This window comes from Mycobacterium sp. KBS0706 (genome assembly GCF_005938675.2).
Taxonomy (GTDB): Bacteria; Pseudomonadota; Alphaproteobacteria; order DSM-16000; family Inquilinaceae; genus Inquilinus.
In genome coordinates, this window is record NZ_VCCH02000007.1 from 1 (window position 1) to 17,212 (window position 17,212).

At 72.0% G+C, this 17,212-nt stretch carries 8 protein-coding genes; 4 read left to right on the top strand and 4 right to left on the bottom strand.

Going from position 1 to position 17,212, the window contains the following annotated elements:
* Both FFK22_RS05285 and FFK22_RS05290 read left to right on the top strand, forming a co-directional pair.
* Window positions 1-1,267 (top strand): capsule biosynthesis protein (locus FFK22_RS05285; RefSeq protein WP_143956800.1); only part of this gene is annotated, 1,267 nt, incomplete at its 5' end.
* A 2-nt stretch (window positions 1,268-1,269) separates the two neighbouring features.
* Window positions 1,270-2,061, top strand: a complete 792-nt coding sequence (locus FFK22_RS05290; protein ID WP_221938404.1) for an SDR family oxidoreductase — start codon at window positions 1,270-1,272, stop codon at window positions 2,059-2,061.
* On the opposite strand, the gene FFK22_RS05295 is transcribed toward FFK22_RS05290, so the two are convergent.
* The 3 genes from FFK22_RS05295 to FFK22_RS05305 all read right to left on the bottom strand — a co-directional run bounded on the left by FFK22_RS05295 (window position 2,058) and on the right by FFK22_RS05305 (window position 12,365).
* Window positions 2,058-3,416 (bottom strand): aminotransferase class I/II-fold pyridoxal phosphate-dependent enzyme, encoded by a 1,359-nt coding sequence (locus FFK22_RS05295; protein WP_138887494.1) that lies wholly within the window; start codon window positions 3,414-3,416, stop codon window positions 2,058-2,060. The genes FFK22_RS05290 and FFK22_RS05295 overlap by 4 nt on opposite strands.
* Window positions 3,413-10,756, bottom strand: a complete 7,344-nt coding sequence (locus FFK22_RS05300; RefSeq protein ID WP_138887495.1) for a type I polyketide synthase — start codon at window positions 10,754-10,756, stop codon at window positions 3,413-3,415. Before FFK22_RS05300 ends, FFK22_RS05295 begins: the two co-directional genes overlap by 4 nt.
* A 169-nt stretch (window positions 10,757-10,925) precedes the next feature.
* Window positions 10,926-12,365: a mannose-1-phosphate guanylyltransferase/mannose-6-phosphate isomerase gene (locus tag FFK22_RS05305; protein WP_138887496.1), complete on the bottom strand. Its 1,440-nt coding sequence runs from the start codon at window positions 12,363-12,365 to the stop codon at window positions 10,926-10,928.
* Between the two features lie 329 nt (window positions 12,366-12,694).
* Between FFK22_RS05305 and FFK22_RS05310 the strand changes: the two genes are divergently transcribed.
* Entirely contained in the window at window positions 12,695-15,310 is a 2,616-nt protein-coding gene (locus tag FFK22_RS05310) for a glycosyltransferase (RefSeq protein ID WP_138887497.1), read from the top strand.
* A 196-nt stretch (window positions 15,311-15,506) separates the two neighbouring features.
* Window positions 15,507-15,800 (top strand): hypothetical protein, encoded by a 294-nt coding sequence (locus FFK22_RS05315; RefSeq protein ID WP_138887498.1) that lies wholly within the window; start codon window positions 15,507-15,509, stop codon window positions 15,798-15,800.
* Window positions 15,801-15,975: 175 nt separating this feature from the next.
* Here the strand turns inward: FFK22_RS05315 and FFK22_RS05320 are convergent, their stop codons facing one another.
* Window positions 15,976-17,196 carry an AGE family epimerase/isomerase gene (locus tag FFK22_RS05320; RefSeq protein ID WP_306770073.1) on the bottom strand — a complete coding sequence of 407 codons (1,221 nt, stop codon included), beginning with the start codon at window positions 17,194-17,196 and terminating at the stop codon, window positions 15,976-15,978.
* Window positions 17,197-17,212: the final 16 nt, after the last annotated feature.

Below are 17,212 nucleotides of genomic sequence, written 5' to 3' on the forward strand. Positions count from 1 at the left end.
GGCGCGGGCGATCGGCGCCGCGCGCCAGCGCGTCGTGCTGATCCTGCAGGGCGCCGCCACGCCGTTCCAGCGGCGCCTGGCGGCGGCGCTGGAGGCCGAGGGCGCTCGCATCGTCAAGATCAACATCTGCGGCGGTGACGTGATGTTCTGGCGCCGCCCGGCCATCGCCTTCCGCGGCCGGTTCGAGGACTGGCGCGGCTTCGTCGCCGGGATCCTCGACCGCGAGGGCGTCACCGACCTGGTGCTGTTCGGCGACTGCCGGCCGCACCACGCGGTGGCGATCGATCTCGCCCGGCGCTGCGGCCTCAAGCTGCATCTGTTCGAGGAGGGTTATCTGCGCCCCGGCTGGGTCACCTGCGAGGCCTGGGGCGTGAACGGTCATTCCGACCTGCCGCGCAGCGCAATCACCTTCCAGGCCCTGGCGCGGGCGGCCGAGGCGGAGCCGCCGCCGGTGCCGGTGCCATCCTATTTCCTGCACCGGGCGGTGTGGGACGTGCTGTGGACGGTCGGGCTGGTGGCGATGATGCCGGCCTTCCCGCATTACCGCCACCACGCCCTCGACCATCCGCTGGCGGAATATGCCGGCTGGCTCGGCCGCTTCGTCCGGGCGCCCTGGGTCCGGCGGGAGGCACAGCGGGTGATGCAGGCCTTGGCCGTGCAGGCGGGGCGCTATTACCTCCATCCGTTGCAGCTCGACACCGATTTCCAGATCCGCACCCATTCGCCCTACCGCGACACCGTGGCGGCGGCGGATGAGGTGATCGCCTCCTTCGCCCGCAGCGCCGACCCCGGCACCCGGCTGGTGGTGAAGCTGCACCCGCTGGATTTCCGCCCGGTCGCCAAGCGCCGGCGGATCAGGGCACTGGCGGCGCGGCACGGCGTCGCCGACCGGGTCGATTTCATCGACGGCGGCGACCTGCAGCAGCTGGTTGACGGCGCCATCGGCGTGGTCGTGGTCAACTCCACCGTCGGCCTGTTCGCGCTGGAGCGCGGCAAGCCGCTGCAGACGCTCGGCACCGCCGTGTTCGACCTGCCGGGCCTCAGCTTCCAGGGTGGGCTCGACCGCTTCTGGGCCGAAGCGCCGCCGCCGCGCGCCGAGTTGCTGGAGGCGTTCCGCCGCGTCGTGGTGGCGCGGACCCAGATCCGCGGCAGCTTCTTCTCGCTCCGCGGCATCGACCTCGCGGTCGACGGCGCCCGCCGCCGCATCCTCGACGGCGAGGTCCAGCCGCTGCGCGAGGCCGCCTGGGCGGCGCAGGCGGGAGAATGAGCGTGACGGCCGTGCCCACGGCGGTCGTGGTGACCGGAGCCTCGCATGGGCTCGGCGCGGCGCTGGCCCGGCACTATGCGGCGCCGGACGTGGCGTTGGCCCTGATCGGCCGCAACCCCGCCCGTCTGGCCGAGGTCGCCGCCTCCTGCCGGCAGCGCGGCGCGGTGGTGGAGACCGCGGCGATCGACGTGCGCGACGGCGCCGGGCTGGGCGAATTCCTGCGCGGCTTCGACGCCCGCCATCCAGTGGCGGCGGTGATCGCCAATGCCGGGGTCGAGGCCGGGCTGGCCCCGGGCCGCGGCAGCGAGCCGGAGGCTTCGGTCACGGCGCAGCTGCGCATCAACCTTGAAGGCGCGATCGCCACGGTGTCGCCGCTGATCGAGCCGATGCGCGCCCGCCGCTTCGGCCGCATCGTCCTGATCTCGTCCTTGGCGGCGCTGATGCCGCTGGCCGACCAGCCGGCCTATTCCGCCTCCAAGGCCGGGCTGATGGCTTGGGGCGAGGCGCTGCTGGCCTGGCTGCGGCCGGACGGCATCCGCGTCACCATCGCCTGCCCCGGCTTCATCGCCACCGGCATGAGCGACCGCTACCGCGGCTCTCGTCCGTTCCAGTGGAGCGCCGAGCGCGCGGCCAAGCACATCGCCGCCGCCACCGCCCGCGGCCGCGCCATGGTGGCCTTCCCCTGGCCGCTGGTCTGGCTGATCCGCCTGGGTCGCCTGGCGCCGCGCCCGCTCCGCGCCGCCTTCATCGACCGCTTCCTGCGCTTCGAGATCGACGCCCCGGCGACCCTCTAGCCCCGGACCGCCGCCCCCAGCCGCGCCGCCGCCGGCGCCTCGTGCAGTAGCCGTTCCCGCTCCTCGGCAATGATGGCGACGGCGCGGTCGATCTGGTCCCGGCTGTGCTCGGCGGTGACGAAGCAGCGCAGCCGGGCCGATTTCTCCGGCACCGCCGGATGCACGATCGGCGAGACGTTGACGCCGCGCTCCAGCAGCCGGTTCGACAGCAGCACCGCCTGCAGCGAATCCCCGAGAATGATCGGGATGATCGCATGGCCCTGGGCCAGGCCGGTGTCCAGCCCGGCGGCCTGGGCGCGCTCCAGGAAGTATCGGGAATTGGCTTGCAGCCGGGCCACGCGGCCATCCGTGTCGGCGATCAGCAGCTCCAGCGCCGTCAGCGCCGCCATGGTCGCCGGGGCCGGCATGCCGACGCTGTAGACGAAGCCCGACGCCATCACCTTGAGATACTCGACCAGGGCCGCCGGCCCGGCGATGTAGCCGCCGCAGGAGGCGAGCGTCTTCGACATCGTGCCCATCCAGATGTCGACCTGCCGCGGGTCGACGCCGCTGGCCTCGGCGATGCCGCGCCCGGTCGGGCCCAGCACGCCAAGCCCATGCGCCTCGTCGACCATCAGCCACGCACCGAAGCGCTGCTTGATCGCCACCAGCCGGGGCAGGTCGATGGCGTCGCCATCCATCGAATACAGGCTCTCGACCACGATCAGCACGCGCTGCCAGCGGTCGCGCTCCGCCGTCAGGATCGCTTCCAGCGTGTCCAGGTCGTTGTGCGGGAAGGACCGCCGCTGCGCCCCGGACAGCTGGGCGCCGGTGATCACGCTGCTGTGGATCAGCCCGTCATGCAGGATCAGGTCGGCCGGCCCGGTGATCTGGCCGATGGCGGCGACATTGGTGGCGTGGCCGCTGACGAAGGCGACGGCGTCCTCGACGCCATGCACCTCGGCCAGGCGCCGCTCCAGCGCCGCGTGGAACGGCCGCTCGCCGGCCACCAGCCGGCTGGCCGAGACCGAGGTACCGAATTCGTCGACCGCCGCCTTGGCCGCCGCGGCCACCGCCGGGTGGCCGTTCAGCCCGAGATAGTCGTAGGAGGCGAAGTTGATCACCTCCCGCCCGGCGATCCGCGACACCGCCCCGGCACGGTGCTCATGGGTGCGGAAGAACGGGCTGGCGACGCCCAGCAGGTCGGCCGCCGCGCGCTGCATCCGCAGCGTCTCGTAGCCCGGCAGGGTCTCGAAGGCGGTGTCGTAGGATCGCGCCTCCGGCACCGCCGGCATCGCGGCCGGCGCCGCCGCCTTACTGCGCACCTCGGAGATCAGCGACCGCAGCGCGGCGTCCGACAGACGGCCCTTGCTCATCCCAGCACCCGCCTTGTGGTCTTGGCCCGATCGCGGACGGCCTCGCGCACCAGCACGGCGGCATCCGCCTCCAGATCGGCCTCGACATGCTGGGCGATCAGCTGCGCCGCCTCTCCCGGCGGCTGCGCCTCGGGGCCGGCGGCCGGCGCGCCGCCGCGCAGCTTGGCGACGATGCGGCCGCTCAGCTCGGTCAGGGTCAGCCCGGCGCCGATCGACAGGAAGGGCAGGTCGATGCCGTAGCGGTTCTGCATCGCCGAATCCAGCTCCAGCCCCATCAGCGAATCCATGCCCAGCTCGGCGAAGGCGCGGTCGGGGTCGATGTCGGCCGGCGGCATGCGCAGGATCCGACCGATCTCGCCCAGCATGGTCTCGGTCACGATCGCCTGGGCCTCGGCATCACTGCGCCCGGCGATCATGGCGGCCAGGTCGACCTCGGCCTCCGCCGCTTCGGCCCGGCGGCCGTCGGCCATCGAGGCCAGCCGCGGCGTCGCCAGAATCGGCAGCTCGCGGGTCGCCGCCTGCCAGTCGATCCGCGCGCAGGCGACCACCGCCTCAGCCGGCGTCTCCGCCGGCCGGGCCAGCAGCCGGCCCAGTTGCGCCAGCGCCTCGGCCGCCTTCAGCGACGACCGGCCGATCCGGCGCTTCAGCGCGTCGCCCTTGGCGGCGTCGCGGGCCAGCACCCCGGCATCGGCGATGGCGCCCCAGGACACCGCCAGCGCCGGCAGGCCCTGGGCCCGCCGGGTCCGCGCCAGCGCCTCGAGATAGGCGTTGGCGGCGACATAGTTGGCCTGGCCGGGATTGCCGATCAGCGTGGTGGCGGAGGAGAACAGCACGAAATAGTCGGGCTCGCGGGTGCGGCTGACCAGGTCGAGATGGATCGCGCCCTTGATCTTCGGCGCCAGCACCCGCTCGATCCGCGCCGCGTCCAGGTCGCGCAGCAGCCCGTCATCCAGCACCATGGCGGCGTGGATGATGCCGCGCAGCGGGCCGTGCCGGCGCTCCAGCCCGGCCAGCAGCTTTTCGCAGGCGGCCCGGTCGGTGACGTCCAGCCGCTCCGCCGCCAGGGTGACGCCCTGCTTCGCCAGCCGCTCGGCCTGGGCCTTTTCCGTAGGCCCGAGCGTGCCGCGGCGGGAGGCGACGACGATGGTTTTCGCCCCGTGCTCCGCCAGCCAAAGCGCGGTGGCGAAGCCGAAGCCGCCGGTGCCGCCGGCGACCAGGTGGAAGCCGGTGTCCTGCGCCTCGAACCGGGCCTCGGCCGCCGGCGCTGCCGGGATCTCGCGCGGCGGCGTGATCACGATCTTGCCGATATGGCCGGCGCCCTGCATCAGCCGGAACGCGTCCTCGGCCTGGTCGGCCGGGAACACCCGATGCGCCAGCGGGGTCAGGCGGCGCTGCGCGAACAGCCGGTCCAGCTCGCGCAGCAGGCGCTTGGTCAGCCCCGGCTGGGCGTTCAGCAGCTGGTCGGCATCGACCCCGAAATAGGAGACGTTGCGGGCGAAGGCGCGCAGGCCCACCGCGGTGTCGGCGACGAAGTCGCGCTTGCCCAGCTCGACGAAGCGGCCGAAGGGCTTCAGCGCCCGCAGGCTGCGGCGCATGGCGTCGCCGGACAGCGAGTTCAGCACCACGTCGACGCCGCCCAGCTTCCAGCGGATCTCGTCGGCGAAGGCCAGCGACCGGGAATCCAGCACCAGGTCGGCGCCCAGCAGCTGGGCCAGGGCGCGCTTGTCCTCGTTGCCGGCGGTGGCCACCACGGTGGCGCCGCGCAGCTTGGCGATCTGCAGCGCCGCCAGGCCGACGCCGCCGGCAGCGCCGTGGATCAGCACGGTCTCGCCGCGGCCCAGCCTGGCCTGGTGCACCAGCGCGTACCAGGCGGTGACGAAGGCGACCGGCATGGTCGCCGCAGCGGCCAGATCGACCCCCTCCGGCACCCGCATCGCCACCTGGGCCGGGATCGTCACATGGGTGGCGAAGGCGGCCGGGGCGAAGGCCATCACCCGGTCGCCCTCGCGCAGATCGGTCACCGCCGCGCCGACGCGGCGGACCGTGCCGGCGCATTCGAAGCCCAGGGTCGGGCCGGCGAAGCCGTCCTCGAGATAGTCGTCCGGCAGCAGGCCCAGCGAGAACATCACATCGCGGAAGTTCAGCCCGCTGGCCGCGACCTCGATCTCGATCTCCTCCGGCCCCGGGGCTTGGCGCTCCGCCGCGACCCAGCCGATCCGGCCCAGGCTGCCCGGGGCCGAAAGGGCCAGGCGGGCGGCGCGGTCCTCCGCCGGAGCGTCCTGCGGCGCCGGCCGCACCGCTTCGACCCGGCTGACGAAGATGCCGTCGCGGTCGACCTCGACCTCGGTCTCGGCCGAACCGATCACCCCGGCCAGCGCCGCCGCCGCGGCCTCGTCGGGCAGGGCGGGGGCCAGGGTGGCGAAGCGGATCGCGAGGCCGGACTGCTCATTGGCCAGGGTGCGGGCGAAGGCCGCCAACGCCTCGGCCAGGCCGCGGCCGCCATCGGCCTTGCCGTTCAGCTTGCCGCAGCGGGCGACCAGCCACAGCGTGGCCTTGGCCGGCAGGGCCTCGGCCTCCGCCCGCACCGCCAGGATGGCCTTGGTCAGGAAGGCGACCGGGTCGCGCGCCGCGTCCAGCATCAACGGCAGCAGCACGGTGTCTCCCTCCGCCGCGGCCGCGGCCGGATCGATACGCACCGGGTGGCCCCGTCCGCGCAGCCGGTCGGCAAGGTCGGCCAGCAGCTCGGTGTCAGCGGGGCGGATCAGGATCGGCCCGGCCGGTTCGGCCGGCACGTCGACGGCCGGCCGGTCCCAGACCACCAGCTGCGCCGCCGCCCCCGGGGTGCCGGCGCGGTGCCGGACCGCCGGCCGGAAGCCGGCTTGCGCCAGCCCGTCCTGCGAGGTGAGGTTGTCCGCCATGCCGTCGAGCAGCAGGGCGGTCACGGTGTCCGGGATGGTGTCGATGGTGACGGCCGCGGCGCCGGGGCGCAGCAGCCCGGCCAGCGGTTGTCCGAGCTTGGCCGGGTCCCCGGCCGCCATGGTGCCGACCGACAGCGCCAGGTCGAAGCCTCCCGGCGAAACGGTGGTCTGCTCGTCCAGGATTCGCAGCCCGGGCAGGCGCTGGGTGCGCGCGGCCAGGCCGGCCAGGGCCTTCGGCTCCGGCCCGGTCACCGCCACGGTCAGGGCGCCGCTGCGGATCAGCGGCAGTAGCGCTGGCACCAGCTCGCCCTCGGGGTCGACCAGCAGCAGCGCCAGCGGCATGGCGCGGTCGGCGGCGAGGCGGCCGACCAGCTCCGCCGCCAGCGGCAGCAGCGGCGAGGCGGCGCGGGCATGCGCCTCGACGCCCTTGCTGAAGCGCAGCGTCTCGCCGCTGCGCAGCGCCGCGACCAGGTCGCGCGACAGCCGGGCGGCCATCACCGTCTCGGCGCCGCGCTCCGGATGCGCGGCCAGGATCGAGCGCAGGATCGCCGGTGGCGACGGCAGGCGGGCAGGGGACAAGCGCCAGGCGCCGTCCTGCTCCGTCGCCAGCCCGAACTCGGCCAGAACCTTCAGCAGCGCCTCGAAGTGCGGCACCGCGGCCGGGGCCAGGCGGCCTCCGCGGCACAGCCGCTCGACGGTGAAGCGGGCCGATCCGGCCACCGCCCGCACCGCCCGATGCGCCATCGACCGCGCCCAGGCGGTCAGCAGCAGCCAGTCGTCGCCAGCCTCGTGCCGGTCCAGCAACCCGGCGACGGCCTGCTCCAGCTCCGCCGCGGCGACGCCGGCGCGGCCGTCATCCCAGGGCTGCCGGACGGAGCGGTACAGCAGCTCGTCCCCGGCGGCCAGGCGCAGCGCGCTGCGCTGGAAGCGGGCGCCGCGCAGCTCGGCCACCACTGTGCCGGCCTCGTCCTCCAGTGCGATGTCGACCAGGATCGACCGCGCCGTGGCGCGGCGCAGGTCGAGGCGCGCCCGGGCTGCGGGCGAGGACTGATAGACCCGCAATGAGGCGAAGCGCACCGGCAGGAAGGCGCCGCCCTCGCCGCCGCCGAGCCGGCCATACAGCGCGAACAGCCCGTGGAAGGCGGCGTCCAGCGCGGTCGGGTGCAGCGCATGCGGCGCGGTGTAGAGGCCGTTATCGGCAGCCTCCGGCGCCAGGTCGACGGTGATCCGGCGCTCGTCGTCGGTGGCGATGGCGGTGGCGCGGCGGAAGGCCGGGCCGTAATCGATCCCGGCCGACCCGGCCGCGGCATAGATCGCTGCCGGATCGACCGGCCGGAGAGTGCTGTCGTCTCCGGCGCCGTGGTCCGGTGCTGTGGCCACCGGGCTCGGCCCGACCCGGCCGCGGGCGTGCAGCGTCCACTCCTCCCCGGCCATGCGCTGCCGGCCCAGGATCTCGACCGCACCGGTGCCCGGCGCCAGCCGCAGCCAGGTCTCGCGCGTCGTGCCCTCGGCGATCATCATGGCCTGGATGATGTCGAAATCCTCGACCTCGACCGCGTCGGCGCCGAACCACGTCCGGCCGGCGGCGACCGCCATCTCCAGCAGCGCCGCGCCCGGCACCACCACCTCGCCCGCCACCTTGTGGTCGGCCAGGTAGGGCAGCAGCCCGGGGTCCAGCAGGCCGTGCCATTCCGGCGTGCCCTCGCCCAGCCGGGCGCCCAGCAGCGGATGCGCCGGCTTGGCCAGCGACAGGTCGATGCGCTCCGGCGTCGCCACCTGGCGCAGGTCGCGGCGCTGCCACGGATAATGCGGCAGGGCTTGGCGCCGGCCCGTGGGCCGGTCGCCGAACAGCGGCCGCCGGTCGACCGCGCCGCCGCGCAGCAGCACCTGCAGCACCGCGCGCTCGACCGGGTCAGATCCGTCTTCGCCGGCCTTGTTGTCGAGCGTCGGCAGGATCGCCGCCTCGCGCTCGGCCGCCTTGGCGATGTCGCGCAGATGGCCGGTCAGCACCGGCCGCGGGCCGATCTCGACGAAGATCCCGGCGTCCAGCTCCAGCGCCGTTCGCGCCGCCGCGGCGAAATCGACCGGCTGGCGGATGTTGCGCCACCAGTATTCAGCATCCAGCGCCGGCCCGGTCAGAGGCCCGCCGGTAACCGAAGAGATGAACGGAATCCGGCTCTCGGCCGCGACCGTATCGGCCAGCGCCGCCTTCAGCGGTGCCTCGATCGGCGCGGTCAGCGGCGAGTGGAACGGGTAGTCGACCCCGACCCGCTGCGCCGCCACCCGGCGCTGCTTGGCCAGCTTCAGCAGCAGCTCGATCTGGTCCTTCGGACCCGAGACGGTGACGCAGACCGGGCTGTTGACCGCGGCGACGACAGTGTCGTGCAGCCCGGCCTCGGCCAGCACCGCCTCCGCCTCCTCGCGGCCCAGCATCAGCACCGCCATGGTGCCCAGGCCGCGCAGCTGCTCCTGGCAACGACTGCGCCAATGGATGATCCGGACCGCCTGGTCCAGCGACACCATGCCGGCAGCCAGCGCCGCCGCCACCTCGCCGACGCTGTGGCCGATCACCATGGCGGGCACGAGGCCGTCGGCGGCCAGTGCCGCGGTCAGCGCCACCTGCACCGCAAACAGCAGCGGCTGTGCGGTCGAGGTGGCAGGCAGCCGCTCCTCCAGCGCCTGGTCCTGCAGCGCCTCGGCCAGCGACCAGCCGGCCAAAGCGCGGTAGCGCGCATCGACCTCGTCGAAGGCGTCGCGGAACGGTCGGCTGGCGCGATAGGCGCGCAGGCCCATGCCGGCGAATTGCGAGCCGTTGCCGGAAAAAGCGAAGCATATCGGGCCGGCGTCGCTCTCGCCGCGGGCCGACACCAGCTGCGCCGCCCGGTCTCCCTCGGCGAAGCGCCGCAGCTCGGCCGCTGCATCGTCGCTGAGCGGCAGGGCCAGGCGGTGCGGCAGCAGCTCCCGCTCATGGGCGGCATGGCGGGCGATCCGGACCGGGTCCGCATCCGCCAGTTCCAGCGCCTCGGCATAGCGCCCGGCCAGGCTCCGCAACGCCTCCTCGCCATGGGCCGACAGCACCAGGGCGCGGGCCGGCGCCTCGGATGTGGCCTCCGGCATCTCGTCCGGCCGCGGCGCCCGCAGCACCGCATGCGCATTGGTGCCACCGAAGCCGAAGGAGGAGACGCCGGCGGTCAGCGGGCCTGGCGGCAGCGCCACCGGCCCCCGCGCCGGCACCAGGTTCAGCGCCTCGAACGGGATGTCGGGGTTGATCGTGTCGAGATGCAGCGTCGCCGGCAGCACCCGGTGCTCGATCGCCAGGACCGCCTTGATCATCCCGGCCAGGCCCGAGGCCGGCTCGAGATGGCCGATATTGGACTTGACCGACCCGACCGGTAGCGGCGCGTCCCGCTTCTGGCCCAGGGCCCGGCCGATCGCCTCGGCCTCGGCCGGGTCGCCGACCCGGGTGCCGGTGCCGTGCGCCTCGACGAAGGCGAGGTCGTTCGGATCGATCCCGGCCTCGCCGTACAGCCGCTCCAGCAGCCGGCGCTGGGCGTCGGTCGAGGGCAGCGACAGGCCGACGGTGCGGCCGTCGGAATTCACCCCGGTCGGGCCCAGCACCACCCGCGGCGGCCGGCCGTTCGACCGGGCGGCGTCGAGGCGGCTCAGCACCAGCACGGCGCCGCCCTCGGCCCGGACATAGCCGTCGGCCGCGGCAGCGAAGGGCCGGCACAGCCCGGTCGGTGACAGCATGCCGGCGCGGGAGAAGCCATAGAAGGCCTGCGGCGCGCCCAGGATGTTCACCCCAGCCACCACGGCGGTGTCGATCTCGCCCCGCGCCAGCGCCCGCACCGCCGCGTCGAGCGCGACCAGGGAGGAGGAGCAGGCGGTGTCGATGGTCAGGCTCGGCCCGCGCAGGTCGTAGATATAGGAGATCCGGTTGGCGATGATCGACGCGGTGTTGCCGGTCATGAAATGGGTGTCGATGCCGCTGGCATCGCCGACCGCTCGGGTATAGCCGTCGACCGAGGAGGCGCCGACGAAGACGCCGACCGGTTGGCCGGCGAGGGTGGAGGGCGGCAGGCCCGCATCCTCCAGCGCCTCCCACACCAGCTCCAGCAGCAGCCGCTGTTGCGGGTCCATCTGCTCGGCCTCGCGCGGCGCGATCCGGAAGGCGCCGGCGTCGAAGCCGTTCGGCGCCTCGATCAGCCCGGCCGCCAGGGTGTAGCTGCGGCCGGGCTCGCCCCGCCGCGGGTGGTAGAACCGCTCGATCGCCCAGCGGTCGCTGCCGATCTCGGAGACGCTGCAGCGCTCCTGCAGCAGCAGCGACCAGTACTCGTCGAGGCCGGCCGCGCCCGGCAGCCGGCAAGACATGCCGATCACCGCGATGGTCTGGTCGTGGAGTCTCGAAGAGCCTGCTGGCATGTCGGCTTTCTTTCAACGATTCGGCATGGGCGGGCGGGCAGCGGACCGCAGCGGCAACCTACTGTACCCTAGGAATCGAGCAACGAAACCTGCAATCGATGGTGACCTCCATGAGTTCATAGACTTTAAATCTACAAACCATTCGGGGTAACCCCCCGTTTGGGAGGGATCACCCGAACAGCAGCTCGTCGGCCGCTTCCAGCCGGACGACGTCGTCCTCGCCGAGATAGGGGCCGGTGCGGACCTCGATCAGCTCGAGGTCGATCTTGCCGGGGTTCTCGAGCTTGTGGTCGGTGCCGATCGGCAGGTAGACGGCCTCGTTCTCGCGCAGGATGCGGGACTGGCCCTCCATGGTGACCCGGGCGGTGCCGGACAGCACGACCCAGTGCTCGGAACGGTGGTAGTGGCGCTGCAGGGCGACGGCCTGGCCGGGATGGATCAGCACGCGCTTGACCTGGAAGCGGTCGCCGGCATGCAGCGACTTGACCGTGCCCCAGGGCCGGTAGATCTCGCGATGGATCACGGCTTCGGGGCGCTTGGCCGCCTTGAGCCGGTCGGTGACGGCCTTGACGTCCTGGACCTGGTCCTTGGCGGCGACCAGCACGGCGTCGTCGGTGGCGATGACGATGGCGTCGTCGAGGCCGATCACGGCGGTGAGGATGCCGTCGGAGCGGACCAGGCAGTTGCGCGAGGACAGCGCCAGCGCGTCGCCCTGGGTCAGGTTGCCGTCGGCGTCGCGGTCGCCAATCTCCCACAAGGACGACCAGGAGCCGACATCGGTCCAGCCGATCGAGGCGGGGACGATGCCGGCGCGGTCGGTCTTCTCCATCACCGCGTGGTCGATCGAGATCGAGGGCGCCTGGACGAAGGCGGCGGGGTCGAGGCGCAGGAAGGTGAGGTCGCGCGAGGCGGCCTTGAGCGCGGCGTCGGCGGCGGCGAGCACGGCCGGGGCGTGGCGGCCGCATTCGGCCAGGTATTGCCCGGCGGTGAACAGGAAGATGCCGGCGTTCCACAGGTGGCGGCCTTCGGCGACGAAGCGCTCGGCGGTCTCGCGCGGCGGCTTCTCGACGAAGCGGGCGACGGTGCGGGCGCCGGGGGCCTCGGGGATGGCGTCGCCGGGCAGGATGTAGCCGTAGCCGGTCTCGGGCGCGGTCGGCTGCATGCCGAAGGTCATCAGGTGGCCGGCGCGGGCGGCAGGGGCGGCGGTGGCGATGGCGGCGTGGAAGCCCTTCGGGTCGGCGATGTGGTGGTCGGCCGGCAGAACCAGCATCAGCGTGTCGGGGTCGCGATCGGCCAGGAAGCGCGCGGCGACGGCGACGGCCGGGGCGGTGTTGCGGGCCGAGGGCTCGAGGATGATGGCGTCGGGGAAGACGCCGATCTGGCGCATCTGCTCGGCGACGACGAAACGGTGGTCGTCGGCGCAGATGAACACCGGCGGCGCGAAGCCGTCGGCCTCGCCGACCCGGGCCACGGTGTCCTGGATCATGGTGCTGTCCGACACCAGCGGCAGGAACTGCTTGGGATTCCCGGCCCGCGACAACGGCCACAGCCGGGTCCCGGACCCGCCCGACAACACCACCGGCACCACAGCTTGATCGACTCGACTCATGACCTGCTCCAGATTTCAGGCGCTGAACTTGTATCAGCCATCAGGTTTGCGAATTCAACACTTTGAAGACCATCAAAATCCGGGAAAATCTTCCGCTATTCCCGCCTTCCCCCGATGATCTCATACGGGATTATGAAGCACGGCGAAGCGCGGAACATTCCTCCGGCGTCCGGTCTGGGTAGGGTTTCCGCCACTGGGCTGATGCGAAATCAGGTTTCGCGTCATTATGATTTGAATTTAGGTGCGCTGCAGCATAGTCTTCGATTCCGAGCGGCACGTCCAGTCGCCCGTTCGAATCCCAGGTTTCCTCCGTCGAAGGATCGTCGGCAATGAAGATTCAAGCTTTGGTCGCGGCTGTGATTCCTGATGCCTCCGGTTCGGCGATCGATCCCCATGAGCTGCAGGATCTGATCGACGCGGCGGACTGGGATGGCGTGAACGCCCGGTCGCGGGAATCGCGCGCCGCGGTGTCCCGCGACGGCGCGGGGGCGCTGCTGGCCCGGCGCACCATCCTGCTCGACCGGCTGTACAGCGTGGCCCGGGATTCGGAAGAGGATTTTGATCCGGCGGCGGCGGCCAAGGCGGCCGCGGCACTTTGCCTCTCCCAGCACAACCACGTGCTGTCGCCGCTCGACCAGGAGGCGATCGGCGGCGTCTTCGTCGAGGACGGCATGCTCCATCTCTGGGGCATCAACCAGCTCGACCCGGCCCTGCCGGTCGATCTCGCTTTGGTGGTCGACGGCCGCCGGATCTTCGACGCGCAGACCGACCCGTCGACCGGCCGCGTCGCCTTCGCCGCCACCCGGCTGCATGGCCGCCACCGCTCGCTTGGCTTCGAGCTCGACGGCACGGTGGTGCCCGGCCCCGCCTTTACAGCCCTGTCCTTCTGGAAGGACCCCGACGCGCTGAACGAGCTCGCCGACCACCTGGCCGACCTGGTCAACAACACTGGCTATCTCGGCGCGCGCTTCACGGCCAAATGCCATCTGCCCAAGACCATGGCCCGGCTCGACGCCGCGGGCGGCGACGACAAGGTCAAGGGCCGCATCCCGGAATTCGTCCGCTACATGGCAAACCGGTACGATTGCGACACCAAGAACCTGGTCGGCTACCAGGGCACGGCGCAGTGGATCATCTCCGACGTCATGGAGTATGCCGACCGCCGCAGCATCTTCTGCATGACCAACGAGATCCACGAGGCGCTGTCCGAGGGCGTGTTCAACAAGCGCGCCCTAAAGAACGACGTCTCGCTGGCGCTGTTCTCCTTCTGGCGCCGGCACTACCAGCACATCGACATCTTCAGCGACGAGGGGCTGCGCAAGGTCCAGTACAAATTCGCCACGGCGCCCTTCATCAGCGACAAGAACAACCAGTTGCTGATCTCCAAGGCGCTGAAGGAGCGGCTGAGCGCGGTGGTCGACGCCTATCGCAGCCGGGCCCTGCCCTGGAGCTGGTACTGGCTGTTCCGGCACGAGGACGAAGGCACCACCCACAAGATGATGGAGGCCGGCTATGCGCTGACTCTGTCGTTCAGGGAGGTGCTGGCCGATCTGATCGAGCAGAACCGCTGCTCCTTCAACCCGCGCAACTGGATGTCCTACTGGGGCTCGACGCCGCAGGAGGTGGCGGGCCACTTCACCCGCTTCGACCTGGCCCTGATCTCGCTGCTGAACGGCCGCGCGGTGCCGGAGGAGCTGATCGCCGAGCGCGGGCCGGAGGTGCTGCGCCGGCAGCTGATCGACCAGGTCTACAGCCGCTCCCCGCGCCTGGCCGCGATTTCCGCGGTGGCGCAGGATCTGGCGGCGGCGCCCGAGGCGGATCCGGCGATCGAGCGCATCGACCTGGTGGTGATCGGCCACGCCAACGCCACCGGCCTCGGCCGCAACCTCACCATGTTCGTCGAGGCGCTGTCGGGCTTCGACCCGCTGGTGTTCAACGCCGATGACGGCCAGTGCGTCAATCCCGAGGGGCGCTGGCGCGAGGACATGAACCTGCGCGCCCGGGTGGTGGTGCTCTGCGTCAACGCCGACCGGGCGCCGGAGATGATCGCCCGCTTCGCCTCGATCTGCGAGGACGCGCACATCATCGGCTTCTACCTGTGGGAGACCGACACCCCGCCGGAGACCCATCTCCTCGGCGCCAATGCGGTGGACGAGATCTGGGCCCCGTCCGATTTCGTCGCCGACGGCTACCGCAAGATCACCTCGACCCCGATCAGCAACATCCGCAAGGGCCTGGCCCATCCGCCGGCCCGGGTGTTCAGCCCGTTCCTCGACCGCTTCCGGCGCAGCCCGAGCGAGCTGATCTTCCTGTCGCTGGCGGAGTTCGGCTCCTCGATCGTGCGCAAGAACCCGCTGTCGGTGGTCAAGGCCTTCCAGCAGGCCTTCGCCGAGGGCGACGAGGAGGTCCGGCTGCTGCTCAAGATGCGCGAGATCGATCCCGGCCACTGGAGCAACTTCGACGGCTACTGGGAAGAGGTCGAGGAGCGCATCGCCGGCGACAGCCGGATCGAGATCGTCGAGGGCAACCTGACCGATGCGGAATACTGGTCGCTGATCGATTCCTCGGATGTCTTCGTCGCCCTGCACCGGGCCGAGGGCTTCGGCTACGGCATCGCCGATGCGATGATGCTGGGCAAGCCGGTGATCGTCTCCGACTACTCCGGCACCCAGGATTTCTGCGAGGCGGACAATTCCTTCCTGATCGATGTCGACGTGGTGCCGACCCCGCCGGAGCAGATGCGCAGCAAATCCTATGTCGGCCACTGGGCCAGCCCCCGGGTGGACCAGGCGGCGGTGGCGATGCGCGCCATCCTGACCGACCGCGAGGCGGCCAAGGCCCGGGCGCTCAAGGGCCAGAACCGGATCTTCGCCGATTACAGCTTCGACGATTGGCGCAGCGGCCTGTCGACCCGGATCCGCGACCAGCTGGCGCGGCAGCGCTGACACCGCTCTTGGAGCTCATGCCATCAGCCGTCATCCCGGGCGCGGCGCAGCACGAAGTGGTGCGCTGCAGACCCGGGATCTCTGCGAAAGCCGTGCCGAGGTCCCGTGTCTGCACTGCGGCACTTCGCGCCGCAGCGCGAACGGGATGACGATGAAGGGTCCGATCACAAGCAGTGCCACAGGGCTCCGAATCACCGTGTCCGTCCTGATCCTCGCGTCCTATGCCGCGCTGTCGACCTTCCAGGCGGTGGTGATCTGGTCCGGGCTGATCGCCTGGACCGGGATCCCGGACATTGCCGCGGTGCCGGTGGCGACGCTGCTGGGGCTGGTGCCGGGGGCCGGCACGATTGTCGCGATCTTGGCCGCCGGCTCGGCCTGGGGCTGGCCGTGGTTCGGCTCGACCTTGCTGTTCTGCGCCCTGCTGGCGCTATGGGTGCACACGACCCTGTATCACGGCCTGCCCGCGCTCTCGTCCCCGGAAGGGGAGTAGCAGGCTCTCGTGTCGCCGCTTCCGTTTGCGGAAGCCTCTCGGAATTCCCACATCGTCATTGCGACCCCGGCCTTGAGCCGGGGGAAGCAATCCAGGGCCGCTCGTACAAACTCCTGGATTGCTTCGTCGGCTTCGCCTCCTCGCAATGTCGGCTTTAGCTTCGGAGAAGCCCGCCTCAAGCGGCCGCGCCGGCCAGCGGCACCGGCCCCAGCCGGCCGGCGGCGAAGGCGGTGTTCAGCTCTTCGATGGCGCAGATGATGTGATAGAAGCTGCTGGCCGGTGCCGGCTCCTCGACGAAGGTCCCGTCCGGCTGCAGCTTGTCGCGCCACAGTCCGGCCACCGGCACGTCGAAATAGGTGAACAGCGCGGTCACGCCGGCGGCGATGCGGCCGCGCCACAGCGCCTTCTCCGCCTCGGTCTCGGCGGCGCCGGCGAGTGCCACCGCGGCCTTGATACGCTCGGTCTGCGGCCACAGCCGGGCGCCGGAATCGACCGGCGCGCCGTCGTCCAGGATGGCGTTGACGGCGACGTTGCGCACCGGGTCGACGCCGGTCTCCTCGGCCGCCTCGGCCATCCGCCTCGCGGCGGCGACCGCGTCCGGCCGGCCGCGCAGCGTGCCCCAGCGCACCAGCAGCCAGGCCCATTCGAACAGGTGGCCGGGCTCGACGATGCGGCCGTCCCGGCCAGGCGCCGGCTGCCATTCGCCGTCGAAGAACTCGCGCAGATATCCGGTCCTCGGGTCGATGAAATGCGACAGGGCCAGCCCGGCGATCTCGTCGGCCAGCGCGTTCCAGGCCGCCTGGTCGGGGCCCTGGCCGAGCTCGACCCAGGCCAGCGACGCCTCGAACAGATGCATATGCGGGTTGGCCAGCAGCGGCAGCTTGCGCGGCGCCGCCTCCTCGAAGCCGGCCAGCGGATGCTTCAGCGTCGTTTCCAGCCGCTGCCGCAGGCGCGTCGCCGCAGCGGTCAGCGGCGCCGGGTCGGCGACCACGGTGCCGGCGACGGCCAGCGCGAACAGGGCGAAGGCCTGGTCGTACAGCACCACGGTGTCGTCCAGCGTCGCCCCGTCCGGCCCGACCAGGGTGCGGAAGGTGCCGTCCGGCCGCTCATAGGCCTGGCGGAAGAAAGCCAGGCCGTGCTCGACGGCCTGGCGCGACGGGCCGGTCCAGCCCAGCCGGCCGGCGACGGCGAAGGTGAAGACCTGCCGCGCCTGCACCCGGGCGCGGCGCGGCTCGATGCAAGGGCTGCCGTCCAGCGCCAGCCGCTCGTGGAAGCCGCCGCGCTCGCGGTCGGTGCCGGCCTCCCACCAGATCGGCAGCGCCGCGGTGGTCAGCCAGGTCATCAGCCGGTCGCGCAGGCCCTGCAGGGTGGCCATCTGCTCGGTTGGGGTGGTCATCATCGGCTCCAGCGGC